Source organism: Pontibacter rugosus (assembly GCF_042678745.1).
In the GTDB taxonomy this organism is placed as follows: Bacteria; Bacteroidota; Bacteroidia; order Cytophagales; family Hymenobacteraceae; genus Pontibacter; species Pontibacter rugosus.
Genome location: NZ_JBHTLD010000002.1, coordinates 1 through 24,272 on the forward strand (window position 1 = coordinate 1; position 24,272 = coordinate 24,272).

The window sequence follows — 24,272 nt, forward strand, 5'->3', positions numbered from 1 at the left end:
CTATATTTGTAAAGGTGCAAAGCAGTTTTTTCCTGCTATAAAATAGTGCAAAAACCGCTCCTAAAATATAAAAACTGCTATAGATCTATATAAACTGATGATCGATTGCGCTATGCTTTCTTACACGCTACATGAAATAAGCACTCTGCCCGAAATGCTGGCTCAGCACCACCTGATCAGGCAACTGAACCCAAACATGAGCAAGCAGCGTTACGAAGAGCTCCTGCACCTGATGATACCGCAGCACTACCGGATGGTAGGGGCTTTTAGTGAAACAGGCATTTGCGTAGGAGTATCAGGTTTTTGGATAGCAGCAAAGTTTTATAGCGGCAAATACCTTGAAATAGATAACTTTATAGTAGATGAAGCCTACCGATCCAGCGGCGTGGGCAAATCTTTGTCTGACTGGCTGCATCAACTGGCCCAGCAAGAGAAGTGCAATACTATTATGCTGGACGCTTACGTTACAAACAGTGCAGCTCACCGCTTCTATTTCCGGGAAGGGTTTCACATCAAGAGCTATCATTTTTTTAAGACCATACACCCATGAGTAACGGCAGACAAGCCTGGCTAACCTGGTTCTTTTACTTTATTGTTTTTGAACTGGTGGTATACTTTGGGCTGCAGTGGCTTTTGTCCGGGATGGGTATTAGCAACCAATATCAACCCGAAAACACTGTAGTTCCTAATTGGGTAAAGGCAGTAACGTTTATATTACTGTACCTGCTTTGCCTGCTGATAGTAGTGATGGTGGTGAGTAACGCTGTACCCAACAAGCACCGGGGCCAGTTAATGCACTGGGTATACATGGCGTTGTTAGGTATGGTCCTGATGCTTTTTTTACTCTTTAACTAAGTATAAAATTTCTTAAGTTCAGGTATGATCAAGATAAAAAACCTTTGCATGCTGGTACTAGGACTGCTGCTAAGCTATATGGGCTTTGCACAGACGGGCAATGGCCAGTTTTTTGTACAGCTACAGAATGGGCAGATAGTATACGCAAACAAGCTGCAGTATAAATCACCCATCTTCAAATCAAACCACTTCCTGCTCGACGACTCACTGAAGTTCAACCCAAGTATGGTAAGCGTATTTCAGAATGAGGATGGCTATTATGCGCGGGTAGAGGCAGGCAATAGCTACGACTCCTTTGCTAAGCGAATTATGGACGGGCCACGCATAGACCGCTTCTACACCACCCGCACTACCTACGATGGCTATGGCTACTCTCCGTATGGCTACGGGTATGGCGGCGCGCGCTCCAGCCGTAAGCGCATCTATTTCTTCTCGAAAGATGAGGGGCCGCTTTACCTCATGGAGTTTGATAACCTGGAGACAGCCCTGGCCGACAATGCATCAAGTATGGCTTTGCTTGGCCGCTACCGAAAAGACAAGCTGATCAACACCGGTGTTTCTATTGTAGGAGCGGGGCTTCTTGCTGTGGGCGCCATCAAGTCCATCAACGATTCTCGGGAGACAATTAATGGAGGCACGGAATTAAATATCTCGCCACTGATGTATGCCGGAGCAGGAGTACTGGGCGCGCAGCTGGTTATTAACCTGTTCAGGAAGGATAAGCTAACCCAAGCCATCGAAGTCTATAATTACCAACTAAAGCAATAGCAGAGGCCGGAGCACTACACTCCGGCCTTTTTTATTTATGAAGCCCCTGCCTCTTAAGCGACTACTCAACCACAAGCTTGTAAAACTGCTGCACATAAGGTTGCCACTCCTCGCTTTGTATTCAACTTAGATTGCCTAGCGCCACCCATTTATACTTGGCTAAGTATACGCAGGCATAAATCCTCCGCTCGTATTTAGCTCCTCCAACGCTTCTGGTGTTACTTTGATAGATGCCTTAACAAGGTGTTTAGAGCAATTTGATAATTAAGCCTGTTCTGTTGAGGAGATTTTTATAGCTTTGGCAAGCGTGCAGCAACAAACCTCTACTACCACCAATGGAAAACATACTATTACTCCATGGCGCCTTGGGTTCCGCGGCCATGCTGGAGCAGCTAAAGCAGGCACTGCAGGAGAGCTTCATGGTTTATACGTTCGATTTCTCCGGCCATGGAGGCAAGCCATTGCTACAAGCGCATTTTACCATGGAGCAACTTGCTCAGGAGGTGCTTGTGTTTCTGGATGAGCACCAGATCAGGGATACTCATATTTTCGGCTATAGCATGGGCGGGTATGCTGCCTTAAGTATGGCGCTGCAACACCCTGCGCGCATCCGCAGCATCTTTACCTTGGCTACTAAATTTGCATGGTCTGCTGAAGCCGCCGAAAAAGAAACAAGCCTCCTGAGCCCAGACAAGATAGAAGAGAAGGTGCCGCAGTTTGCAGCTACTCTGGCGCAACGCCATGCCCCGCAAGACTGGAAGCAACTGGTGCGTGCTACAGCACGTCTGATGCTGCAACTGGGCCAGCACCCAATCCTTACTGCTGAAACGCTACCGCAAATACAGCTGCCTGTGCAGGTAGCCGTAGGAGACAGGGACAACATGGTTACTACTGAAGAAACCCGCTGGGCTTACTGCCTGCTGCCAAACGCACGCTTGCAAGTTATGCCCGGCACCCGCCACCCCTTTGAAACACTATCTGCGCAAGATATAAGTATACATATCAGGCAATTCATATTTCATGTTGCCGTTAACTCTACAGTCATAAAAGAATAAAAATGCCTACTTATTTATCATTAGCCCTTTTCATCCAACTATCAAGACTAGCCAAGGTCACCCTAGCAACAGCTGCTATAGCTTTGTGCCTTAGTTCCTGCACCAGCACTGCTCCACGCTTTGGCGAAAAAGGTTATTCAGAGCAAGGCAAGGCATCTTATTACGCCCGCAAGTTCCAGGGGCGTAAAATGGCAAACGGCGACAAGTACCGCCGTGGCAAGCTGACAGCCGCCCATAAAGAGTTACCCTTTGGCACCAAAGTGAAAGTAACGAACCTGCAAACAAACAAAACAGTTAAAGTCAAAATAACCGACCGCGGCCCCTTTGTGCGCGGGCGCATCATAGATCTATCAGAGGCCGCCGCCAAACGTGTGGGTATGATGGATGCAGGCGTGGCTCCTGTAAAAATGAAGGTGATAAAAAGTGCGAAAACAGAATAAAGGATCAGACGTTACAACATCAGTTAAAAACCACATACACAGCACAATACACTAACTATATAAAAAGCGCTATTCTACTAAATATCCTAAGCATTTCTTGATATTTATCAATTGAATAGCTACATTTGGGCATGAGTAAAACGTGGGGAAATATGCGTGACTTTTTGCTTATGGCGACATTCGTGTTGCTATGCATGCTTATTATGCCCGTTGCCCAGGCACATGCTAACGGAGCTCCCGCCAACACAACTACTGTTACAGCTCCGCAAACAAGCCCTAAAGCTGCTGACTCTGAACAAAAAGCTCCTAAATCTAAAGCAAAGGTTGTCACCAAGCCTCGTGATAAATCTGTACTGGATGCTGAAGTATTGGAAAGCCCGCTTTCTTACTTCCGTAATGCCTTTAACTCAGATGAAGATGAAACAGATGCTTCCAGATCAGGCGCAGTGATGATTACCGTAAAAGCTCTTGTTGCTACGCTGCTTTCCACTGTCATTTAGGTTCCCCTTCTTTTTTAGCCATACATATTTAAGCAGTGCACTGCTTGTCCTTGCTATATGCTCCATTTTCTAAAACGCGCCAACCTGTACTTACCGTAGCAGTATTACCATATGGATTTTGCTTATTTGCTGCCTTCAAAGGTTTGCTTTCCCCTCAGAATATCAAAGAATAGTTTAAAATCGGAAGCAAGACTATAAAAGGGATATTGAAAAGTAGCAGGTTTATTGTGCTCAAAGAAAAAGTGACCTACCCAGGCAAAACCGTACCCTATAACCGGCACCAGCAACAGCCACTCAAAAGCGCCTAAAATAATTGCCCTATCGCCACTAAAATCAATAGACTTGTACCTATAAAATGCAGAACACGGCAAGTAGTATTCTGGTGCTCCGACAGGTAATAAGGATAAAACTCTTTGAAAGAAGTATAACGGTGATGCGCCTTTTGGTCCATAGGAAAGAGTATGAAGTAATAATACAAGATACCTAATTCATCAGGCTATTTCAAGAACCTTCAGCACAATTTATCTCCTGTTACTTAAACAATTAGCCACTGTTCCTGTTCTATAGGTGAAGAAGACTACTACAGAAAAGTGTCCCCTGTATTTGTTTAAGTAGAAAAGCGCGGTACCCTACGGTACCGCGCTTTTTTTTGCAAAAGAGCTGGCATTAATAACCAAAGCAAGCTTACTGTTAAAGTACAGCGGCTCTTGTCAATTTGCTCACGTCCAACACATGTTTACATTCCATTATCTTAAGAGCATGTTTAAAATTCATACTTTACTTTGCGCTGCAAAATCCTATAAAGGAGCCTGACTTCAAAGGCTTTTCTCGCCCCATACCGCTGCTATGAAGCTCTAAAACCGCTTTGCCAGCACCCTTTCCATTCAGCTTTCGCTTGCAAAACGAAATGTAAACAAGTTCTAAGCAAAAGTTGGATAGCATGAGTTCTGGCAAAGGAATTTTTAAGCTTTACAATATTCTGCGATCGCTCGCCTTTGGCGCGCATGAGCTATAGTGACGGACTCCGGCCGCTGTGTTTGCGCCTCTTGGCACAGGCGCCGGGATGCCACCCCAATTACCCTCAATCGCCAGAGGCGAGCGACAGCCTTTCTATCTGCGCCAGGCGACTCATGCGTTTGCATCAGAAATTATGGAACAGGATAAGGCGGAGACTTACGCCAGACGAAATTTCAGAAATCTAACTGCATAAGCAGAGGCAGCTATACTTTGCAAAACCTGTAGCAGCAGGACACAGCAACAATTTAAGCCTTGAAAGCGCTGCAGAAGCAGTAAGCCCCTAAACAAAATCACTAACCAGCGCCAGCATAAGCCCAAGCAAAGTAGCAACAAGCTTGGCACGATTAAAATGATGATCGGGGCTGGTCTCGAAGAGAATAGTAGTAGAAATATGCAGGAAATTACCCGCTACCAAACCTGTAAGTGCCGTATAAACAAGGCCATCCGGTGTTTCCTGGGCGAGTATTGTATTGCTTACCAGTATGCCAAGCGGTGAGCCAACGGCAAATACCAGCAACCACATAAAGGCTTTTCGGAAGTTCTCCAGCCGCGACATCAAAACTGACATCAACGCGAAAGCTGCCGGTATGTGGTGTAGCGCAATACCCAGTAAGATCACGTAGAAGTTATCAGAAGCGTGCGAGTGGCCTGCGTGAGAATGCCCCCTATCTACCAGGATACTTCCCTCCAGAAAAGAGTGCACAAACAAGGACCCCAACAGCAGGAAAGGCATCGAGTCGGTGCGGCCGTGGTGGTGGTGCATGTGGCCGTGCTCCACGCCATGAGAGAACAACTCCAGCACTAGTTGCAAAAAGAAGCCTGCTAACACCCAATAGCCCACATGATAGGGGCTGCTACTGCTGTTTACCAGCACATCCGGCAGCAGGTGCACAATAGTGATGGTAAAAAGATAGGCACCACTGAATGCCAAAGCCATTTTCAGCCATTTGGTATTAGTAGGCGGAAAAACCTTCACTAAAAAGCCAGAAAGCAAAACCGTAAAGAATAGGGCAAGTATGGCAATAATCATGCAGGAGCGTTATTTATTTTTTAAGCACAAACACCATGCGGTCGCTGGTAGCTTGGTTATATGGGTTAAGGTTATAGTCGCCAAAGGTATCTACCAGGCGCAGCTGTGCCATTTTAAAGTACTCCAGAAAGTCCTCCTGCCGTAGTGCACGCACCCTTTCCTCGTAATGATACTCCTGGCCCTCATCCCGAAAATCTATAGTTTTGATGATAAAGCCATTCTCTACGCCACGCGTAATCTTAAAGTTTATGCCTTGTACTTCTTTTTCTTCATGAGCAACCAGGTGATCTATCACTTTATTTGTATTCATAAAGTCTATCACCAATTTACCGCCATGCTTCAGGCTTTTGGCGGTGGCACATAGAGCTACTACGTTTTCTGTATCGTTGTCGAAATAGCCAAAACTTGTAAACATGTTCAGTATAAAATCAAAGCCTCCCGGCCTGTATACCTGGCGCATATCATGCACATCAAAGTGCAGTTGCTCATGCTCGTACTGCTTCGCGTAGCTTATACTTTGCCTGGAAAGGTCAATGCCTGTTACGTCAAGCCCTTTTTGGCTCAGGTATAAAGAGTGCCGGCCTTTGCCACAGGCCAGGTCTAGTATTTTTTCATGCGGCTTTGGGTGCAGGTATGCCAGGAGCTTGTCCATAAAATGGCGGGCCTCCTGCATGTCGCGGTCTTTGTAAAGGATATGGTAATAGGGTGAGTCGAACCATGTACTGAACCACTCCACCTCGTGTTTTACTGCCATGCTGGGTTTCTCTAAAAGCAATTATGTTGCAAATATAGAATTAAATTTCTGAACTCGATATATCGATAGCCGGCAGATAGTAAAAGTGCCTGCTACTGCGACAGCGGAGGCATAAAAAAACCTGCCACTACGATGTACCGCAGTGGCAGGTAAATTATGTTTTTTTAGAACCTAGCGGTTTGTTACGCCTTCGGCCTGGTTATACTCTGCCGACTCGCGCAGGCTATCTCCTTTTTGAATTGAGTTGGCACCAGGATCATGGTTCAATACATCTTGATCTGGATCATGTCTCTCTCCGTGTTGTACAGCACCACCGGCAGTTTCAGCAGTGCCTGCATCTGTTACATTAAAGGTTTTGCGTGTACCTGGTTCCACATACTCTGTAGATACTTTTTCACCTGGTCTCAAGTCTGATGGCGTATCGCAAGAGGCCATAAACAACCCACACGTCGCGGCAAATACTGCTATTAGGTTCTTATTCATTTTTCTATGTTTTATACTTCTTCAATGTCGGCGCTGCATTTAAAAGCGCAAGGCCTTATCTTTAAATATTTTACGAAGGATTATCCAGCTTAGGTTCTAAAAGAACTAAGCCAGCAGGTTTTTACGACGCATAATGCTCTCTAACAGTTTCTGATCGTTAGGGCCATTAAAAATGCGGAACGGCATTTGAATAAATATCGGAACCTGAAAAGTACGGGCAAGCCAGCCTTTCCATCCTCCTGGCATTTGAGCATCTGTTGGCGGTTGCAGCCACAGCATGTAGGCATCATCCTTTTTCTGAACACGCTCTATCATGTCCCAGGTCATGGTCATACCTTCGCGCTCGTTGCGCTTCAGCAGAATCTGGCGCTGGTCTATCTCATAGGTAAGTTTTTCGAAGAGCGGGCTCCCTTGCTCCATTTGGGTTACCCCCATTACCTGGGCCGAGCGCAGCAGCACAAATAGTATCGTTACAACAATAGCCGCAGCCACCCACCACCACGAGAAAGCAAATATGGCAGGCAATAAAAACAACACTAAAGGTATAAGTGCATACCACCAGTCTTTGCGCCACACCTGCCCCAGGGCTATGCGGGTATACATGTTTTTATCCAGTTGATATTTCTTTGTCCGGATTGCCAGTGGGTTAGCACCTTGCGCCACACGGCGGCCACCTCTTTGATTTGGTTGCTGCATAAAATAATTAATGTAAGTTCTTCTCTGTCTCTTCCTGCCCCTCCGGCCAAGCCTACAGAGCGTAATCAGGTTTAAACTCTGCCCAACGGCAGAGGCAAAGTCTCTAGTAAGCTTTCAGGCTCAAGTCTATACTTTTAATGGAGTGGGTAAGAGCGCCAACTGAGATATAGTCTACACCACATTCGGCCACAGCACGTATGGTTTCGTCCGTGATTCCGCCAGACGCCTCGGTTTCATACTTGCCACCAATCATCGCCACAGCCTCACGCATCATATCAGTACTCATGTTATCAAGCATAATACGGTGAATGCCACCTGTTTCCAGCGCCTCCTGTACTTCCTGCAGCGTGCGAGTCTCTACCTCAATCTTCAGGTCTTTCCCTTTATTCTTCAGGTACTGCTGTGTTGCCGTTATGGCCTCCCGAATGCCTCCGGCATAGTCTACATGGTTATCCTTTAGCATCACCATATCGTACAGGCCATAGCGGTGGTTATGGCCGCCGCCAATCACCACAGCCCATTTTTCCATCATCCGGAAGTTTGGTGTGGTTTTGCGGGTATCCAGCAGTTTGGCACCGGTACCTTCAATTAAAGAAGACAGGTAGTGCGTATAACTGGCGATACCGCTCATGCGCTGCATGCAGTTCAGCACCAGTCGCTCGGCAGTAAGTATAGATTGCGCTTTCCCTTTTACAGTAAAAGCCACATCACCTTTCTTTATCCCGGCACCATCCTGCAATAGAACATCCAGCTGAAGATCAGCATCCACGGCTTTAAAGATATAGCCTGCCAGCGCAACGCCAGCCAGTATGCCATCACCTTTTACCAGCAGCCGCGCCTGGTTCTGCGCATCAGCCGGAATAGAGGCCAGCGAGGAGTGATCTCCATCGCCTACATCTTCGGCCAGCGCCCTTGCGATAAACTCGCTGATGCTGTTTTCGGTTATGTATATCGGTTTCACACTGCAAAAATAAAAAAAGGCTCGGTATAAACTCCGAGCCTTTTTAAAAATCTCATTATTATCGTCTTAATCTTTGATAAAATTCATCGAATGGATAAGATATTTCCCTCCCGAGGACTTCATCCGGATGAGAACAGTATAAGAATCACCTTTAGAAGTATACGTACCAATGGCATATAACTGGCCTTTGTCAGAAGTGCCGTTATGGTTTACACTAAAGTCAACAGGGGCATTCTTCGAGAAAAAGTTCTTCATCACAAACTCAGCCTGGGTGCTGCTGTAGCTGGTAGCATCTCCGCCATCAAGCGTAATTTCCACCATGTTGCCAAAGTTCCTGGCTAAATCCTTGGCTGAGCCCACCTTCATTGCCTGCTTTACATTGCCCATAGCATCGCCCTGCGCCACTACCTGCTCAGTCGAAAATAACACGACTGCCATCAACATCGAGAATACTACTGCTAAGTGTCTAAATTTTTTCATACGTATATTTTAACCTTGCTCAGGTATGAGCCAAAACTATGCCAATAGATAGCACCTAGTTTATACTTCTAAAGTTAGCAGGTTTAGCTAAATAAATAAAACAGTATATTAAGTTAAATAGGCTCTGTTACAATTACATCTGCAATAGAATTATTTAAATGCTAGCTGCCGAAGAAATAACACAATTCTATACTTTGAGTAAGCTGTTAAAGCAACTAAACGCCTTACCAGCAGTACCTCAGGTTTGTTGTTGCTATTTTAGAATTGATGCTGAAAAGATATTACCTGCACCGGCAAATAAAGCAAGTCACCAGCCCGTATTACCTGCCTGGCAGCACAACACGTATGAGGCTTGTGCAAAACCAAAGACTAACCAAACCAGTAGCTCTATAACAAACCACAATATTTGCAACCTGCCGCTTTAAAGATTATAGCTATATTTGTGCCATGGATAAAAAGGTTCTCTTAATGATTCTAGACGGATGGGGCATTGCTACCAATCCAGAGGTTTCGGCAATCAACAAGGCCAACACACCTTTCATCGATTCTATACTTGCAAAGTATGCCACCACCACTTTGCATGCCTCCGGTGAGTATGTGGGCTTACCAGACGGGCAAATGGGCAACTCAGAGGTTGGCCACATGAATATTGGCGCAGGCCGCGTAGTATACCAGGATCTGGTGCGTGTTAACAAAGCCATATCAGATCGCAAACTGGCTTCTATGCCTGCTTTAGCCAATGCCTTTGCCTATGCCAAAGAAAACAAAAGAGCCATACATTTTATTGGTCTGCTATCTGATGGCGGTGTGCACTCGCACATTGATCACCTGAAAGCCCTTTGCTCTGTAGCCTATGATCAGGACTTGCATGATGTGTTTATTCATGCTTTTACCGATGGCCGCGATACCGACCCGAAAGGTGGCGTAAAGTATATTAATGAGCTGGAGCAGCACCTGGAGCATACCTCCGGCACTATTGCCTCTATTGTAGGCCGCTACTACGCCATGGACCGCGACAACCGCTGGGAGCGTGTAAAGCTGGCCTACGACCTGCTGGTGAAGGGGCAGGGGGAACCATCTCAAAACCTGATAAAATCTGTGCTGGACTCTTATAACGCCGGTGTAACCGATGAGTTTATCAAGCCGATTGTAAAGGTAAATGACAGGCAGGAGCCTATTGCCACTATCAAAAACGGTGACGTGGTGATTTGTTTTAACTTCCGCACCGACCGTGGCCGCGAAATTACCCAGGCCCTGACGCAGCGCGACTTCCCGGAGCAGGACATGCACAAGCTGGACCTGTACTACATTACCATGACTAACTATGATGATAGCTTCCTGAAAGTAGAGGCTATTTTCGAAAAAGATAACCTGAACAATACCCTGGGAGAAGTACTGGCCAACGCTGGTAAAAAGCAGATTCGTATTGCTGAAACGGAGAAGTATCCGCACGTTACGTTCTTCTTCTCTGGTGGCCGCGAAACGCAGTTTGAAGGTGAGCGCCGTTTGATGTGCCCATCGCCGAAGGTAGCTACTTATGATCTGCAACCGGAAATGAGCGCCTACGACATACGCGACGCCATCGTACCGGAACTGCAGCAGAAAAGTGCTGACTTTATTTGCCTGAACTTTGCCAACCCAGACATGGTTGGCCACACAGGTGTGTTTGAGGCTGCTGTAAAAGCCTGCGAAACCGTAGATAAATGTGCGCAGGACGTGATCACTACAGCTTTGGAGAATGATTATGACATTATCGTGATAGCTGACCATGGCAACGCTGACATGATGATAAACCAGGACGGAACGCCTAACACCGCTCACACCACGAACCTGGTGCCGTGTGTATTGGTAAGCAATGATTTTAACGGCACCCTGCACCAAGGCAAATTAGGTGATCTTGCCCCAACTATTCTGGACCTGATGGGTATACATCAGCCGGAAGACATGACTGGTACATCGCTAATAATACATTAAACGGATAACTGTGGCTAAGTATAAACACCTGCTATTTGTAGGCCTGCTACTGGCCACTGTTGCCTGTGAGAGGCCTGTGCCTCCTGTGTCTGATAAGGCAGAGGCCTCTTTTAACTTAACCACTTACCTACAGGAACAAAAGCAAGCACTACAGGCTGAGCAACCGATGGTGCTGAAGTCTGTGGCCACGCAAGGGCAGGAGCCGGAGATAAAAGAAACCTCTAATGTGGACTGGGAAGATGAGCTTACGGTATTTGAGCAGGCAGGCCTGAACCGCCCCTCGCTTCTGGAGTATTACACCAAACAGGAGCAGGTTTTAGCGGATGGGAGCATTGCCATAGAGTACAACAGACTAGAAGATGCCGAAGCTCAGGTAACTTACCTGCGCCTGCTGCTAAGCCCCAATGGCCAGTTAAAACAACTCAACGCCCGCCTGCAAGACCAGAACATTATCTTTTACTCACGCCGCAGTATACAGTTAAGCACCGACCCACAAACCGGTGACATAGCCAGCTATCGGGTGGAGGGAGTGCAGAAAATGGCCTTTGGTGATTCGCTACATTATAAAGTGGCCGCCAATCTCTAAGACCATCATCAGAATGCCTCCTTTGCGCTGCAACCTGCTGTACCGGAATTTGGCTTCATGCTTTACTCGCTCCATAGCACTGCTGTAAAGCTCTACAACCGTTTTTGCCAGAACCTTTGCCATTTAACCTTTGCTTGCAAAAACGAAATGCAAACAGGCTTTAAGTATAAATTGCTGTAAAAGCGACCCGAACGGAATTTACAATCCAGAATATTTGTAGCTTGTAAAGCACCTTAACTTATACATAACCCGGGATCTTATACTTAGTTGGGGCTGCAGTTTACTTATGTTGTATTACATGCGCACTACCGCTTTACTTATACTGCTTTGCTTACAGCTAGCGCTTGCTGGTTTTGCGCAACCATCTGAACTTACCCACACAAGAAATTGTGCCACTGATAAGTATAGCCAAGTATTACAAGCGCAAAACCCCAGTTTTAAGCAATACCAGTTACAAGTACAAAAAGCTGTACAGCAAAAGCTAAGCGAGCAAGGGCAGAGGCAAAGCCCCGCTCCTGTTATCACTATTCCTGTGGTGGTACACGTGGTTTATAACACCCAAACCGAAAATATTTCTGACGAGCAAATCCTGTCTCAGCTCGCTGTTCTAAACGAGGATTTCAGAAGGCTTAATGCAGATGCAGTTAACACTCCTTTATACTTTCAGGAGTATGCCGCTGATACACGCATTCAATTCTGCCTTGCCAGCCTTGATCCTGCCGGTCTTCCTACCACAGGCATTACCCGCACAAAAACCAGCCGATCAGAGTTTTACTACTTCAACGATCATATAAAGCAGTCTGCACAGGGCGGCAAAAACGTTTGGCCTCCCGATCAATACCTGAACATCTGGATAGGCAATATCAAAGAAAGCATCAGCAACGACAACTTACTGGGCTACGCCTCTTCGCCAGGCATGGCACCTGCTGCACTGGATGGCGTTGTGCTGCACTATACCGCTGTTGGGGCGGCTCCTGCCAACAAGTTTAAATCGGATTATAACCGGGGCCGCACTGCCACTCATGAGGTAGGGCATTGGTTAGGCTTATCTCACATTTGGGGAACTGAAGAGGCTTCCTGTGATGACTCGGATGGGATAAGCGATACGCCTAACCAGGAAACATACTCCTTTGGCTGCTCAAGCGGCATTCAGCGCTCCTGCGGCAACGGCCCCTATGGCAACATGTACCAGAATTATATGGACTATAGCGCTGATGCCTGTATGAACCTCTTCACAAAAGGCCAGGCAGCGTACATGCAGGCCATACTTCATTCTACCCGCCGTAGTATAATAAGCTCGCTGGCCTGTATCGGCTCTGTGAGGGCTGAATTCGGCACAGCCACGGAAAGCGACACGCTTGTAATTGCCGGCAAAAGCATACGTTTTGCAGATGCTTCACAAGGAGCCAAGGCAACAACATGGTATTGGGAATTTGAGGGTGGCACACCTGCTACGTCTACTCAACAGAACCCTGAGGTGATGTATTCTAGCCCAGGCCTGTATGATGTAAAACTGACTGTCTCGAACGGTACTCTCAGCAGTACAGAAATAAAAGAAGACTTTGTACACGTTACCGTAAGTGACCTTACCGTTTACCCGAATCCTACATCAGGATACCTTATAATTGAGCAACCCGCCCGCATACGGGTACGGCATGTAGAACTGCTGAACAGTGTAGGAAAAACCGTAGTAAATGCTGAAGTGTTTAACCGCACCCTGCAACTTGATGTGCGCCACCTGCAACAAGGGATTTATTACCTGCGTTTGGTCAGTACCAACGGCACTGAAATTCGCAAAATCAACATTATCCGGTAGTAGCTCACAGTTGCCGTAGCGACCTTTTTAACTTATTATAAAAGATCGGGAGAGGTGCTACTCTCCCTGAATAGTTACCACCACGGTCCGTTTAGAGGCATGGTCGCGGTGCTCGCAAAGGTATATTCCCTGCCAGGTACCCATATTCAGTTCACCGTTTTTGATAGGAATGGTAACCGAAGCACCAAGCAAAGCAGCCTTTAAGTGGGCAGGCATATCATCAGAGCCTTCTAAGGTATGGCGGTAGTACGGCTGATTCTCGGGTACCATGTGGTTGAAGTGGCTCTCGAAATCCTGGCGTACAGTAGGGTCAGCATCTTCGTTTATGGCAAGGCTGGCAGAAGTATGTTTGATAAATACATGCGCCAGGCCTACATTTACCTTCTCCAGCTCAGGTAGCTGTGCCACCAACAGGTCTGTTATCAAATGAAAGCCGCGCTTTACGGCTGGTAATCTTATCTCTTTCTGAAACCACACCATCTTAAATTTTGAATCATTGAATATTGAATGAGTGAATAGCGTTTAGCATGAAGCCTTTTAATCCACCAGCCTTTCATACGCACCTATGTCTGGTTTAGTCGTGCTGCGGGTAGCGCCTTTTATATCTTTCAGGACATTAGGCAAAACTTTAGCAGCTCCGTTGGCAGGAGAAAGGGTATCGAGGCTAAAGTTATACTTAGCTGGTGCCTTAAACTTAGGGTCTGTGTTCAGGATGTTTCCGCTGCCTCCTAACTGTGTTGCATAAACTTCGGTGCGCAGTAAATTGTTGCTTGCCTCTGTTACAGCACCAAAGGGCTCAATCAGTAGTTCGTCTTTATAGCTGAATCCATCAGAAAACACAATGGTATTTACCAGCCGCAGCGAAAGCGGCATATCTTCGCCTCCTGCACCTGCCTCATACCCTTTAGCTGATACAGATAGCAGCGGATAGGAGCGCAGGAGCTGGTTCTGGTAGCTGGCAATAGTCGTATAAAGCAGTTCGTAGCTCCCACCACCAAGCCCGGCAAAGCCATACTGCCCACAGTTATAGATCAGTGAGTTCTCTACCCGCACATCCGAAAAAAGCGCTACAATGCCTCCTGAAAACGCATGTGCCACCACACATCCCTCTATAACGGTACCAGCCTTGCCAGGATTTTCAATGCTCAGGCCGAAACGCGTATTCTTGATATCAGCATACCTGATGCGGTTGCCACCGCTGGTCGCCATAATTCTAATACCTTCCCATTGGCCGGGTGCTGTCTGGTACTCTTCTTCGCGGCGGTAGCCACTAAAAGCCACACGTTCCTGTGGTGTACCCTGTACCTGAAGCTGCCCTGCTATTAAAAGCGCTGCTTTGTTGTAGCCATAAATGCGTACACTTGGGCGTATGGTAAGTATAGCTCCTTCCTCCACAAGCACCGAATCCAGGAGTACGTGCGCCTTATCGTTAGCCCAGGTGGTGGTGCCTATGCTGCCTTTGCGGTGAAAATATGCGTTCTGCCCGTATGCCACCAATTGCACGTCTTGCTCTTGCCCATTGGTGCGGAAGAGGATAGAATCAGCCACCAGAAAGGGCTGGCCTTGCTGCGTTGGGTTGATGTTTACCTTCACCAGCACATACAAGCTATCGCCGCCGCGTAACTCTATGTTGCTGGCAAGTGGGCTTTGCAGGCCGTTGATGGTTAGTTGATAAGGAGAGGAGGCCGCACCTGCCAGTGTTATTTCGCTGATGCGTACAGCTTTGCTATTGCGGTTATACACCTTCAGCCGCTTGGTTACACTGCCCCGGCTTACGAAAACAGTGTCAAAAAGCACTGTATCTGCCGAGAACTCAAGTATGGCATTGGGGTCTGTGGTGATTACTTCATCTTTAGGCTCACACCCAAAGACGAATAACAACAAGAGCAGGGGCAGTATGGTAAGCAGGTATTTCAAATTCAGTTATATGCTAGTTGTTTTTCGCTAATCGTATGCGCAAGGCCTTATTCCATCAGAAAGCCACACTTATATTATATGCTAACAGGTAATTAGCAAGCTAAGGATTAAAAAGAAAAAGGATGCAGCAAGGCTATACTTGCCAGCTGCATCCTTTTATATACCTGTGTTACGCACAGCAGCTATTATTCTGCCGAGGCGCCTTCTTTCAATCTTTCGGCATTTTCAGCGATACGAAGCTCTTCTACAAAGTCCTCGATGCCACCGTCCATTACGTTAGGCAAGTTGTAAACAGTATATCCGATACGGTGATCTGTTACACGGCCCTGCGGATAGTTATAGGTACGGATCTTATCAGAGCGGTCGCCGCTACCTACCATAGATTTACGCTGTGCACCTTCTGCCTCGTTTTTCTTGGCCAGCTCTATTTCATAGATACGAGAGCGTAGTACAGCCAACGCTTTATCAAAGTTCTTCAACTGCGATTTCTGATCCTGGCACTGCGCCACAATACCTGTTGGAAGGTGCGTTAAGCGTACCGCAGAATAGGTTGTGTTTACTGACTGTCCACCAGGCCCTGAAGACATGAACAGGTCTTTGCGCACATCATTCATATCCAGGTCAATATCAAGCTCCTCTACCTCTGGCAGCACCACAACAGAAGCAACAGAAGTATGAATACGGCCCTGCGTTTCAGTAGCCGGCACACGCTGCACTCGGTGCACACCAGATTCGAATTTCAGCTTACCGTACACATCCTCGCCTGATAAGCCTACGATGATCTCTTTATAGCCGCCTGAAGTACCTTCTGTGGCGTCAATTAATTCTGTGCGCCAGCCCATGCGCTCAGCAAAGCGGCTGTACATGCGGTACAGGTCACCGGCAAAGATAGAGGCCTCATCGCCACCCGCACCTGCACGAATTTCCATGATGATGTCCTTGCTATCGTTCGGGTCTTTTGGTATCAGAAGTTCTTTCAGCTTCTCTTCCATCTGCTCGCGCTGTGGCAATAGGCCGTCAAGCTCTTCTTTTGCCATTTCGCGGAAGTCCTCATCCTTCTCTGTTGCAATCACCTGCTTGGCATTGTCGATGTTGCTCAGGATGTTCAGGTACTCTTTATATTCAACTACTATTTTCTCAAGGTCCTTGTACTCTTTATTCAGCGACTTATACTTCTTCATGTCGCTGGCCACATCCGGCTGGATAAGCAACTGGCTTACTTCTTCGAAACGCTGATTGATGGCTTCTAACTTATCTAACATGGTGCTTCTCTGGTTTTAGGCTGCAAAGATACAAAATTGCAGTTTAGTTTCATTTATACAACCGCAGCTAAAAACATGTTGTTTACCGTGTTGTATTATTCTTGTAACCGCCTCCGATAGGATTATAGTTTCAGAACTTGTACAAACATTATATTGTTAACTCTGTTGCTATAACTTAATGAGATCTGCATCTTTCACATGAATCCCTTACCTTTGCACCTCGTATCGTTAGGGATACAAAATAGGATGTTTAATTTAAAAAATTAAAAAAACATATGGCTGTTATCAAAGCAACCGACAACGATTTTAACGAATTATTAAGCTCAAATCAGAAAGTAGTAGTGAAATACTATGCTGACTGGTGCGGAAACTGCCGCTTATTTTCACCTAAGTACAAGCGCCTTTCTGACGACGAAACATTTGCAGATGTGGCTTTTGTTGACGTTAACGCTGAAACAAGCCCAGAGGCTCGTAAAAAAGCCAGTGTAACTAACCTGCCGTTCTTTGCCATCTTCCAGAATGGTGAATTGGTAGACACCGTAGCTGCCAGCAAAGAAGAAGCAGTTCGTGAACTGATCAGCAAACTTAACGCTAACTAGAAATGAAGATTCCTGCTATAAAACAATTAGTAGAAAACCATTCTCTTGAGGAGTTGATGGCAGCAGAAGCTGCCATTGTGGATGAGCAGCCTGTAGCTATCGAAGTAGGTGGCGACGATGAAGGGGAGCAGTTAACCCATGTGCTGGCTGCTGTCTGGATTTTGAATGAGATGGAAGACAACGGCACTGACTTTAAGAGCGCCCTGCGCATGTACACGCAGAAGGTACGCGTTTCTATCAGCTAACAAGCACCTGCTGCTAACATAACAATCCCGGAGCTATGGCAACCCCAAGGCTTCGGGATTGTTATGTTAGATGCTGCTTCTGGAGAAATACGCTTCAGCAAACTTACTGCCTTGCTCTGTGCATAGGCCACGCACATAGTAGAGGTACATGCTCCGGAACACTTCGCTCAGATCGTACAGCTCTGGTGAGAAGATAGCAGGGTTTAACAACATGTTAAACCCTGCTATCTTCTCACCAGCTGCAAGTTGATATCTTTCCTGAAATAGCCTTGCAAAATCCCCCTGTTAAGTATATCCAGGTCAAGGTGGTAGTTATACGTGTTTAGGTGCTCCACTACAAGTTGCCACACCTCCGGATAATGTTGTTGCAGATCAGCGAGGTAGGCAGGGTTAAGTTGCCTTAGCTCTTTTATACCTTGCTGCAGCACCAGAAAAATTTCCTCAACAGGATTTACAGCATTTTGCAGCATTTGCTGGTCTTTTTTTTCCTGCTCCTGCATATCGTATAGCACGACTTGCCGCACCATCTCATTCCTGTCCTTGAAAAGCTCACGGTAGGTGCCTTGCCTGATATCCAGTCTACTTATTAAATCATCATCTGAATTCGCCTCAATCCCTTCTTGCCTGAAAACTTTGAGTATCTCGCCCAGTATCGTATCTAAAAAATTCATACTCTCTGCTTTTAAGGTATTATGCTGCTACAGTGCTGTAGTTGTACGTCCAAAACAAGTAATATGATTTTGTCGCGACAATATAACAGCAGGAACTACAAAAGTAATTATACTTTTGCACTTTTAAGTTATCAAAGATGAACGAACAAACCAATAAAAAATACCAGCTGCACCAGGTACACAACGTAAGATAAGCGGTTCTGCTTAAACATCTCTGTCAGCTGAAAGTATATCTGCAGTAGTAGCGCCACCCAAAACCACCCGATAAAATTAGACACAGGAATTTCGCCCTGCCAACGCCAGAAGTCGAAGCGAGTGGCAACAGGCTCTATGAAATAGTCTAACAGCACCATCAGCGCAGCCCCAAGTATGGCTTTCAGGAGCTTTGGCAAACGAGCCAGGTTACTAATGTGGCCCGTCGTATAAACCAGCATCAGCCAGTTAAGGCCAATCAGCAGCGGTACATCCCATACCTTTGTGCCTAGTGTTGCCCCATAGCTATAGCTGCCGAATATCAGCCCTGTATGCACCCCGATTACTTCTGAGAAAAAACCTATCGCAAAAACAATCAAGGCAAAAATAACAAACTTACTATTCCAGCGGCGGTGAAATGCAAAGAGCAGCGCATTGGTAAGCAAGAGGTTCAGAGGGGTATACGCTTGAAAATATGCTGGCCTGCCGCTATAGAGCAAGCCCCAAAAGCCTACCCCATGAAACAAAACAAGTATACCTATAGCCAGCGGCAGCGCATACTTCCGGTATTTCCGGGCAACAGGCACCGCTATGCTGGTGATATCAGGCATGGTGCGTAACCTGGTTAGAAGCAGGCACAACAGCGGGAGCTAACTCTCCCACAATTTTTGCCGATAAAAGGCAAAGCGGAATACCTCCACCCGGGTGTACACTGCCGCCGCAGAAGTATAAGCCTTTCAGCTTTGAGCTAAAGTTGGGGTGGCGCAAAAAAGCTGCCATCCGGTTATTGGAGCTGCTCCCGTACAAAGCGCCGCCAAACGACGAGGTGCGGCTTTCGATCAACAGCGGGTCCAGCACCTGCTCTTGCTCTATTTCCTGCTCAAGGTCGGTAGCAAGCATCTGGCTGAGCTTTTGCACAAGGGCCTTTCTAGTTTCTGCGGTCAGTTGCTGCCAATCCTGCCCCTGGTTGTGCGGCACGTTCACCATCACAAACCAGTTTTCGCGCCCGGCCGGTGCATCTTCGGGAGCTGCTTTAGAGGTGATGTTTACATATACCGTCGGGTCGGGGCTAACGGTTTTATACTTGAAAATATGGTCGAATTCTGCTTTATAGTTTTGGCTGAAGAAGATGTTGTGTACGTGCAGCTGCGGAAATTCTCTTTTGATCCCCCAGTAAAATATCAGCGCAGAGCTGGACCGTGGCTGCTCCAGGGTTTTCTCCGGTGCCGGCTGGCCGGGGAGTAGCCGCCGGTAGGTTGGCACTACATCCATGTTGCTCACCACCACATCAGCCGTATACTTGCCCTTGCCGGTTTCTACGCCTGTTACTTTGCCGCCAGAGGTCAGTATCCTTTCTACCGGCTCATTATACTTAAACGTTACGCCCAGCTCTTCTGCTAACTTAACTAGACTTGCCGCAATGGCATAAATGCCGCCCTTCGGGTAAAAAGCGCCGATGTTATGCTCCAGGTGCGGAATGATGTTGAGCGTACCCGGCGCCTGGTAAGGATCAGAACCGTTGTAAGTGGCAAACCTATCGAGCAGCTGCACAAAGCGAGGGTCTGCAAACTGCCTGGCGTTTTCCTGGTGCATGGTGGTAGTAAGGCCAAGGTCAGAGAGGCAACCTATAGCTTTCAGCACATCTTTGCTCAGGTACGTATCCAGCCGGTGCAGCGACTTCTGCAGAAATGTATCGGCTGTGCCATTATACAACCTGCTGCTCTTTGCCAGCGCCTCCTGCACCTGTTGCTTTGGCACGCCCAGTTGCTGCTCTGCTTCGGCGGCAAATTTTTCTGCATCGGCATAGGCTTTCAGATGGCTGCCGTCTGGCCAGAAGTAGTGCGTGATAGGATCGAGGCGGGTATAGGTAAAATAGTCTTTGGGGTTGCGGCCTGCCAGCGTAAAAAGCTCGTCGACCAGGTGGGGGAGCGTAAACAGCGAGGGGCCTGCATCAAAGCGGTAGTCTCCCAGCCAGAACTCGTGCATTTTGCCGCCAAACGTATCGTTGGCTTCCAGCACTGTTACTTCATAACCTTTCACGGCTAAGCGTACAGCGGTGGCAATACCACCGATTCCTGCCCCTATAATGGCTGCTTTCCTCATTCCCTAAGTTACAAATTTTTATACTTGTTGTGCTGTAAACTGATGGAGCAGAAGAAAGGTTTTTAGAGATTTATACTTTCCCGAACTCCCGCCCATAAATCGGTTTGCGCATACTAAACTGAGCCAGCATCAACGGATAGAGCAGCACATCAAGTGGATGAAAGTCTGTGCTGTACGTAATGATATCGTGTATAATGGCACCGCTGCCTTTTTTAGTGATCAGGTGCTTGTGGTGCCATTGGCGCAGGGGAGGGGGCAGCTCCTGGCCCTCATCTATAAAGTATGCTTCTGTGTCCGTTACCTTACTTTCCGTAATCAGGCTTGTCCAGCGGAAGGATTTAACGCCTGTCTGCAGCTCTACCTCTACCACATCACCGGGTGACGAGCCATCAAAGCGCAGCAGTTTCAGCTTGGGGTAAGGCGGCGACAGCTTCCGAAACAGCTGCTCATCAAAAGCATGAAACACGCTGAGGTAATCCTGCTGTACTTGTGTTCGAAGGTGGAGCTGCATAGGTATTATCTGGTTTTAGCTGCTGCCGCAAGTTTAGCGACAGCGTAACTTGTGGTTAAGTTTGACTGAAAGTTTCCAACTTTCTTTCTGCGGAGCAGAAATGGCACTCTTCTTATACTCTGAAGCAGTTGACAATTGGATAAATAATTATCTGTAATACAGTTGGTTTATCTATTCTGCAGCGGCCTTGTTTTGCCCCTTCGGGTCAGTTGAGTTACAAACTCAACATCATACGTAGCCACAAGTTACGCTGTCGCTAAACTTGCGGCAGCAGTATTCTCCTGCATATACTTTTAACCTCTTCCTACCGCTAAAGTTATACTTTGGAAAAAGAAAAGGCCGCTGCATGTATACTTGCAGCGGCCTTCCTTTATACTTCCTGATGATCAAAATAATAAAAGATTTAACTCAACAGGTTATCAATATCTTCTTTTGTCAGGCTCTTAATCACTGTTTCATCCGTGCTGATCAGGTCGGTTACGAGCTGGATCTTGCGGTTCTGTAGCGCCAGAATTTTCTCTTCTACTGTATCTTTGGTGATAAACTTGTAAGTGAACACCGTATTCTGCTGCCCGATGCGGTGCGCCCGGTCTACGGCCTGCGCCTCCACGGCCGGGTTCCACCAGGGGTCAAGTATAAACACGTAGTCGGCGGCAGTTAGGTTCAGGCCTACACCACCCGCTTTCAATGATATCAGGAACACCCGTATGCTCTCGTCTGTCTGAAAACGCTCTACCTGCTCATGCCGGTTCTTGGTGTTTCCGTCCAGGTAAGTATAGGTAATCTCTCTTTCATCCAGTGCCTTTTTGATGATATCGAGGTGCTTTACAAACTGGCTGAATATTAGCACCTTGTGCCCTTTGGCTACTACGTTCTTCGTCATCCGCAGCACCTCTTTCAGCTTACCCGATTCCCCCTCATAGCCGGTATCCGTCATGAGCGGGTGGTTGGCAATCTGGCGCAGCTTGGTCAGGCCCTGCAACAGCATGAACTGTGTATTTCCCGGGCCATTCTCTTCCAGGCTCGTCAGTATCTTGTTGCGGTAGTATGATTTTGTTTCTTCGTAGGCGTGCTCCTGCTCCTCTGTCATCTTACAAAGGGTGGTATGCTCAATCTTTGCGGGCAGCTCCTTGGCTACCTGCGATTTGTGCCTCCGAAGTATAAACGGTTTGATCAGCGCATGCAGCTTGCGTGTTTTCTGCTCGTCCTTCTCTTTCTCTATCGGCTTTAGAAACTCGTTCCGGAAAAAGTGCTGGTTGCCCAGCAGGCCCGGGTTGATAAAGGACATCTGCGACCATAAATCCATGGTGCTGTTCTCTACGGGCGTACCTGTAAGTATGAGCTTGTGTCTCGACTTAAGCGAGCGTACGGCACGCGAGGTGTTAGAGTCAGGGTTCTTAATGGCCTGCGACTCATCCAGGATAATATAATCGAAATAGTAGCTTAGCAGCAGGTCTGCATCCAGGCGCACAATACCGTAAGAAGTAAGCACTACATCGTAGTTGTTAAACTGCTCCACACTTTTATCGCGGTAGGTGCCGGTGTAGTTAAGTATGCGCAGGTTGGGCGTAAACTTTTGTGCCTCGTTTATCCAGTTATAGACCAAGGAAGTCGGCATCACCAGCAACGATGCTGTGTCGGCGCCGCTCTCTTTGCGGTGCTGCAGCATGGCAAGCGTTTGCACGGTTTTGCCCAAGCCCATATCATCGGCCAGGCAACCGCCAAACTTATAGTTCTGCACAAAGTGCAGCCAGTTATAACCTGCTTTCTGGTACGGGCGCAGTTCTCCTACAAAGCCAACGGGTAAGGGCTGGTCTTCTATGGTTTCGAACTCCCGCAGCTTCTCCATTTTCCGGCTCATGGTGATGGTGGCCAGGTTGCCGTTTTGCAGGTCGTTCACCAGCGCCATGTGATGCTTCTTCAGCGTCAGGTGGTCTTCGCCCTCCGAAAAAGCAAACAGCTCGATATACTGCGTAAACCACTCTTCCGGAATAATGGCTACCTGCCCGTTCGGCAGCATAAATTCGTTGTTCTTGGTAAGTATATGGTTCTTTAGCTTGATAAACGGCACCTGAAACTCTCCGAAACTCACTGTTCCGTAGATATCAAACCAATCGTTTTTTTCGGTAATGCCTACATCCAGCGTTATTTCTCCTATAAAGTAGTTTTTAGAGCTCTTTTCGCACTGCTGCACAGTAAAGCCCAGCTCCTCCAGCCCTTGCAGGTTACTGTTCAGCCACGAAAAGGCATCGCTTTTATCCAGCACTGCCTGGCCGTTTTTCACTTCCAGCGCCCGCTTGCTCAGCTCTTTTACAAACTCCTTCTCATGGTTTACATCGCGTATCAGCTTGTGGAAGATGTAAGAATCCGAGGTCTTCTCCATACTTACACTAATGCGCTTTGCCTCCTGGGCCTGCACCATGTAATCGCCATACTTAAACGAGAGGTCAAACAAGATCTTACTGCTTACCACAGCACCTCGTTCTGCGCGGCCTTCGCCGTTGCCGGTTACCCGTACTGCGGCGGGGGCCTCTGCCGCCGCAATCTCCGAAAACTTCAGAAAGGGGCTTGGCTCGTAACGTTCGTCTCTGATGCTAAAGCCTTTTGGCCGCACATCAAACTGCTCTACCAGCGGAGCCACAAACTTGCTGTAGTAATTTTCCTCTACAGATCGTGGCACCACAATAAACCTTTTGTTCAGGAAGGGCTGTAGCTTTTTGCCGTCTACATCTTTCTCAAAACTATATACTACATCATTTAGCAAAAGCCAGGCAGGCTCGTAGCAGATAAGCGAGGCATTGCGGTACTGGAAATCGAGTTTCTGGCCATCGTAGCGCAGCGTCGGGAAGTAATGCGTGTTATCATCGTTGCGCATGAAATGAAACAGCACCGTGGCACGCTCCGGCGCTAGTTTAATGCGCCGCCAGGTGGGTTCGCCGTCCTTGCCCATGATAAAGGTCATTTTATCGTGGCGGAGCAGCTCCAGTATCTTGCCCATACGGACCTGAATGTAATGGCTGATGTCTTCCTGTATAGCCTTGTCGCCTTTCTCGGCATCATAGGTTTTCAGGAAAAAGTCGATTGGCGACAGCTTCTTTTTGTTTGTGGAAAAGCGCTTCAACACAGCATCCTGCTGTATCTGGTCGATAAGCTGTATCAGCTTGAAGTCTTCGGCATCGAGACGCGCCGCAAACTCATCGGCATTTTTGGCAGAAATGTTCTGGTGCTGTAGTGTGAGCTGGCCTTTGGAGTTTACTTGTACCACAAAAGACTCAAACAGATAACCCAGATACTCATGCTCAAAGAGAGAATAAATTACCTGAAAGGGCTGCGTAGTATAAACTTTCATGCCAAAGA

Annotated in this window: 27 protein-coding genes and 1 pseudogene; 11 read left to right on the forward strand and 17 right to left on the reverse strand. The window is 47.3% G+C overall.

Translation table 11 applies throughout. The annotated features are described in order from the left end of the window. Nucleotides 1-97: 97 nt before the first annotated feature. From ACFQ2O_RS00295 to ACFQ2O_RS00320, 6 genes are all read left to right on the forward strand, one after another. A complete protein-coding gene (locus ACFQ2O_RS00295) occupies nt 98-550 on the forward strand; it encodes a GNAT family N-acetyltransferase (protein ID WP_377521960.1) in 453 nt (150 codons plus the stop codon). Then, complete coding sequence (locus tag ACFQ2O_RS00300) at nt 547-855, forward strand: hypothetical protein (RefSeq protein WP_377521961.1); 309 nt, start codon at nt 547-549, stop codon at nt 853-855. The genes ACFQ2O_RS00295 and ACFQ2O_RS00300 overlap by 4 nt, the downstream gene beginning before the upstream one ends. 24 nt (nt 856-879) lie before the next feature. Then, entirely contained in the window at nt 880-1,623 is a 744-nt protein-coding gene (locus ACFQ2O_RS00305) for a hypothetical protein (protein ID WP_377521962.1), read from the forward strand. Nucleotides 1,624-1,958: 335 nt separating this feature from the next. Further along, nucleotides 1,959-2,678 (forward strand): alpha/beta fold hydrolase, encoded by a 720-nt coding sequence (locus ACFQ2O_RS00310; protein WP_377521964.1) that lies wholly within the window; start codon nt 1,959-1,961, stop codon nt 2,676-2,678. Nucleotides 2,679-2,680: 2 nt separating this feature from the next. Next, complete coding sequence (locus ACFQ2O_RS00315) at nt 2,681-3,118, forward strand: septal ring lytic transglycosylase RlpA family protein (RefSeq protein WP_377521965.1); 438 nt, start codon at nt 2,681-2,683, stop codon at nt 3,116-3,118. A gap of 131 nt (nt 3,119-3,249) precedes the next feature. Beyond that, nucleotides 3,250-3,618: a hypothetical protein gene (locus tag ACFQ2O_RS00320; RefSeq protein WP_377521966.1), complete on the forward strand. Its 369-nt coding sequence runs from the start codon at nt 3,250-3,252 to the stop codon at nt 3,616-3,618. A 122-nt stretch (nt 3,619-3,740) separates the two neighbouring features. Here ACFQ2O_RS00320 and ACFQ2O_RS00325 read toward each other — a convergent pair. The 7 genes and pseudogenes from ACFQ2O_RS00325 to ACFQ2O_RS00355 form a co-directional block, all read right to left on the reverse strand. Continuing rightward, nucleotides 3,741-4,069: pseudogene (locus tag ACFQ2O_RS00325) on the reverse strand (Mpo1-like protein). Nucleotides 4,070-4,915: 846 nt separating this feature from the next. Next, nucleotides 4,916-5,665 carry a ZIP family metal transporter gene (locus tag ACFQ2O_RS00330; protein WP_377521967.1) on the reverse strand — a complete coding sequence of 250 codons (750 nt, stop codon included), beginning with the start codon at nt 5,663-5,665 and terminating at the stop codon, nt 4,916-4,918. A gap of 13 nt (nt 5,666-5,678) precedes the next feature. Then, nucleotides 5,679-6,419, reverse strand: coding sequence for an SAM-dependent methyltransferase (locus ACFQ2O_RS00335; protein WP_377521968.1), 741 nt, complete (start codon nt 6,417-6,419; stop codon nt 5,679-5,681). Between the two features lie 171 nt (nt 6,420-6,590). Next, complete coding sequence (locus ACFQ2O_RS00340; RefSeq protein WP_377521969.1) at nt 6,591-6,902, reverse strand: hypothetical protein; 312 nt, start codon at nt 6,900-6,902, stop codon at nt 6,591-6,593. 105 nt (nt 6,903-7,007) lie between these two features. Next, a complete protein-coding gene (locus ACFQ2O_RS00345) occupies nt 7,008-7,598 on the reverse strand; it encodes a hypothetical protein (protein ID WP_377521970.1) in 591 nt (196 codons plus the stop codon). Nucleotides 7,599-7,701: 103 nt separating this feature from the next. After that, the gene (gene nadC / locus ACFQ2O_RS00350) at nt 7,702-8,559 is read right to left on the reverse strand and encodes a carboxylating nicotinate-nucleotide diphosphorylase (protein ID WP_377521972.1); all 858 of its coding nucleotides are present in this window, start codon (nt 8,557-8,559) and stop codon (nt 7,702-7,704) included. Nucleotides 8,560-8,625: 66 nt separating this feature from the next. Continuing rightward, nucleotides 8,626-9,039 carry a DUF4783 domain-containing protein gene (locus tag ACFQ2O_RS00355; protein WP_377521973.1) on the reverse strand — a complete coding sequence of 138 codons (414 nt, stop codon included), beginning with the start codon at nt 9,037-9,039 and terminating at the stop codon, nt 8,626-8,628. Nucleotides 9,040-9,486: 447 nt separating this feature from the next. Here ACFQ2O_RS00355 and gpmI point away from each other — a divergent pair, with 447 nt between their 5' ends. Further along, nucleotides 9,487-11,013, forward strand: a complete 1,527-nt coding sequence (gene gpmI, locus ACFQ2O_RS00360; RefSeq protein ID WP_377521975.1) for a 2,3-bisphosphoglycerate-independent phosphoglycerate mutase — start codon at nt 9,487-9,489, stop codon at nt 11,011-11,013. A gap of 10 nt (nt 11,014-11,023) precedes the next feature. Then, entirely contained in the window at nt 11,024-11,599 is a 576-nt protein-coding gene (locus tag ACFQ2O_RS00365) for a hypothetical protein (protein ID WP_377521977.1), read from the forward strand. On the opposite strand, the gene ACFQ2O_RS00370 is transcribed toward ACFQ2O_RS00365, so the two are convergent. Continuing rightward, nucleotides 11,570-11,722, reverse strand: a complete 153-nt coding sequence (locus tag ACFQ2O_RS00370) for a hypothetical protein (RefSeq protein ID WP_377521978.1) — start codon at nt 11,720-11,722, stop codon at nt 11,570-11,572. The genes ACFQ2O_RS00365 and ACFQ2O_RS00370 overlap by 30 nt on opposite strands. A gap of 163 nt (nt 11,723-11,885) precedes the next feature. Here ACFQ2O_RS00370 and ACFQ2O_RS00375 point away from each other — a divergent pair, with 163 nt between their 5' ends. Continuing rightward, nucleotides 11,886-13,415 carry a M43 family zinc metalloprotease gene (locus tag ACFQ2O_RS00375; protein ID WP_377521979.1) on the forward strand — a complete coding sequence of 510 codons (1,530 nt, stop codon included), beginning with the start codon at nt 11,886-11,888 and terminating at the stop codon, nt 13,413-13,415. Nucleotides 13,416-13,472: 57 nt separating this feature from the next. Here the strand turns inward: ACFQ2O_RS00375 and ACFQ2O_RS00380 are convergent, their stop codons facing one another. From ACFQ2O_RS00380 to prfA, 3 genes are all read right to left on the reverse strand, one after another. After that, the gene (locus ACFQ2O_RS00380) at nt 13,473-13,895 is read right to left on the reverse strand and encodes a secondary thiamine-phosphate synthase enzyme YjbQ (protein ID WP_377521980.1); all 423 of its coding nucleotides are present in this window, start codon (nt 13,893-13,895) and stop codon (nt 13,473-13,475) included. A gap of 57 nt (nt 13,896-13,952) precedes the next feature. Continuing rightward, nucleotides 13,953-15,332 (reverse strand): right-handed parallel beta-helix repeat-containing protein, encoded by a 1,380-nt coding sequence (locus ACFQ2O_RS00385; RefSeq protein WP_377521981.1) that lies wholly within the window; start codon nt 15,330-15,332, stop codon nt 13,953-13,955. Nucleotides 15,333-15,517: 185 nt separating this feature from the next. After that, a complete protein-coding gene (prfA, locus tag ACFQ2O_RS00390; protein ID WP_377521982.1) occupies nt 15,518-16,594 on the reverse strand; it encodes a peptide chain release factor 1 in 1,077 nt (358 codons plus the stop codon). A 275-nt stretch (nt 16,595-16,869) separates the two neighbouring features. Here prfA and ACFQ2O_RS00395 point away from each other — a divergent pair, with 275 nt between their 5' ends. Further along, nucleotides 16,870-17,193, forward strand: a complete 324-nt coding sequence (locus ACFQ2O_RS00395) for a thioredoxin family protein (RefSeq protein WP_377521984.1) — start codon at nt 16,870-16,872, stop codon at nt 17,191-17,193. Between the two features lie 2 nt (nt 17,194-17,195). Then, complete coding sequence (locus ACFQ2O_RS00400; protein ID WP_377521985.1) at nt 17,196-17,438, forward strand: DUF6952 family protein; 243 nt, start codon at nt 17,196-17,198, stop codon at nt 17,436-17,438. A gap of 66 nt (nt 17,439-17,504) precedes the next feature. Here ACFQ2O_RS00400 and ACFQ2O_RS00405 read toward each other — a convergent pair whose 3' ends face one another. The 6 genes from ACFQ2O_RS00405 to ACFQ2O_RS00430 all read right to left on the reverse strand — a co-directional run bounded on the left by ACFQ2O_RS00405 (nt 17,505) and on the right by ACFQ2O_RS00430 (nt 24,264). After that, on the reverse strand, nt 17,505-17,651 hold the full coding sequence (locus ACFQ2O_RS00405; RefSeq protein ID WP_377521987.1) for a hypothetical protein: 147 nt from the start codon (nt 17,649-17,651) through the stop codon (nt 17,505-17,507). Nucleotides 17,652-17,662: 11 nt separating this feature from the next. Then, a complete protein-coding gene (locus tag ACFQ2O_RS00410; protein WP_377521988.1) occupies nt 17,663-18,109 on the reverse strand; it encodes a TetR/AcrR family transcriptional regulator in 447 nt (148 codons plus the stop codon). Between the two features lie 131 nt (nt 18,110-18,240). Further along, nucleotides 18,241-18,912: a carotenoid biosynthesis protein gene (locus ACFQ2O_RS00415; RefSeq protein ID WP_377521990.1), complete on the reverse strand. Its 672-nt coding sequence runs from the start codon at nt 18,910-18,912 to the stop codon at nt 18,241-18,243. Further along, nucleotides 18,905-20,404: a 1-hydroxycarotenoid 3,4-desaturase CrtD gene (crtD, locus tag ACFQ2O_RS00420; RefSeq protein ID WP_377521993.1), complete on the reverse strand. Its 1,500-nt coding sequence runs from the start codon at nt 20,402-20,404 to the stop codon at nt 18,905-18,907. The genes ACFQ2O_RS00415 and crtD overlap by 8 nt, the downstream gene beginning before the upstream one ends. Before the next feature lie 70 nt (nt 20,405-20,474). After that, the gene (locus ACFQ2O_RS00425; protein WP_377521995.1) at nt 20,475-20,915 is read right to left on the reverse strand and encodes an SRPBCC family protein; all 441 of its coding nucleotides are present in this window, start codon (nt 20,913-20,915) and stop codon (nt 20,475-20,477) included. A 403-nt stretch (nt 20,916-21,318) separates the two neighbouring features. Then, on the reverse strand, nt 21,319-24,264 hold the full coding sequence (locus ACFQ2O_RS00430; RefSeq protein ID WP_377521996.1) for a DEAD/DEAH box helicase: 2,946 nt from the start codon (nt 24,262-24,264) through the stop codon (nt 21,319-21,321). Between the last annotated feature and the right edge of the window lie 8 nt (nt 24,265-24,272).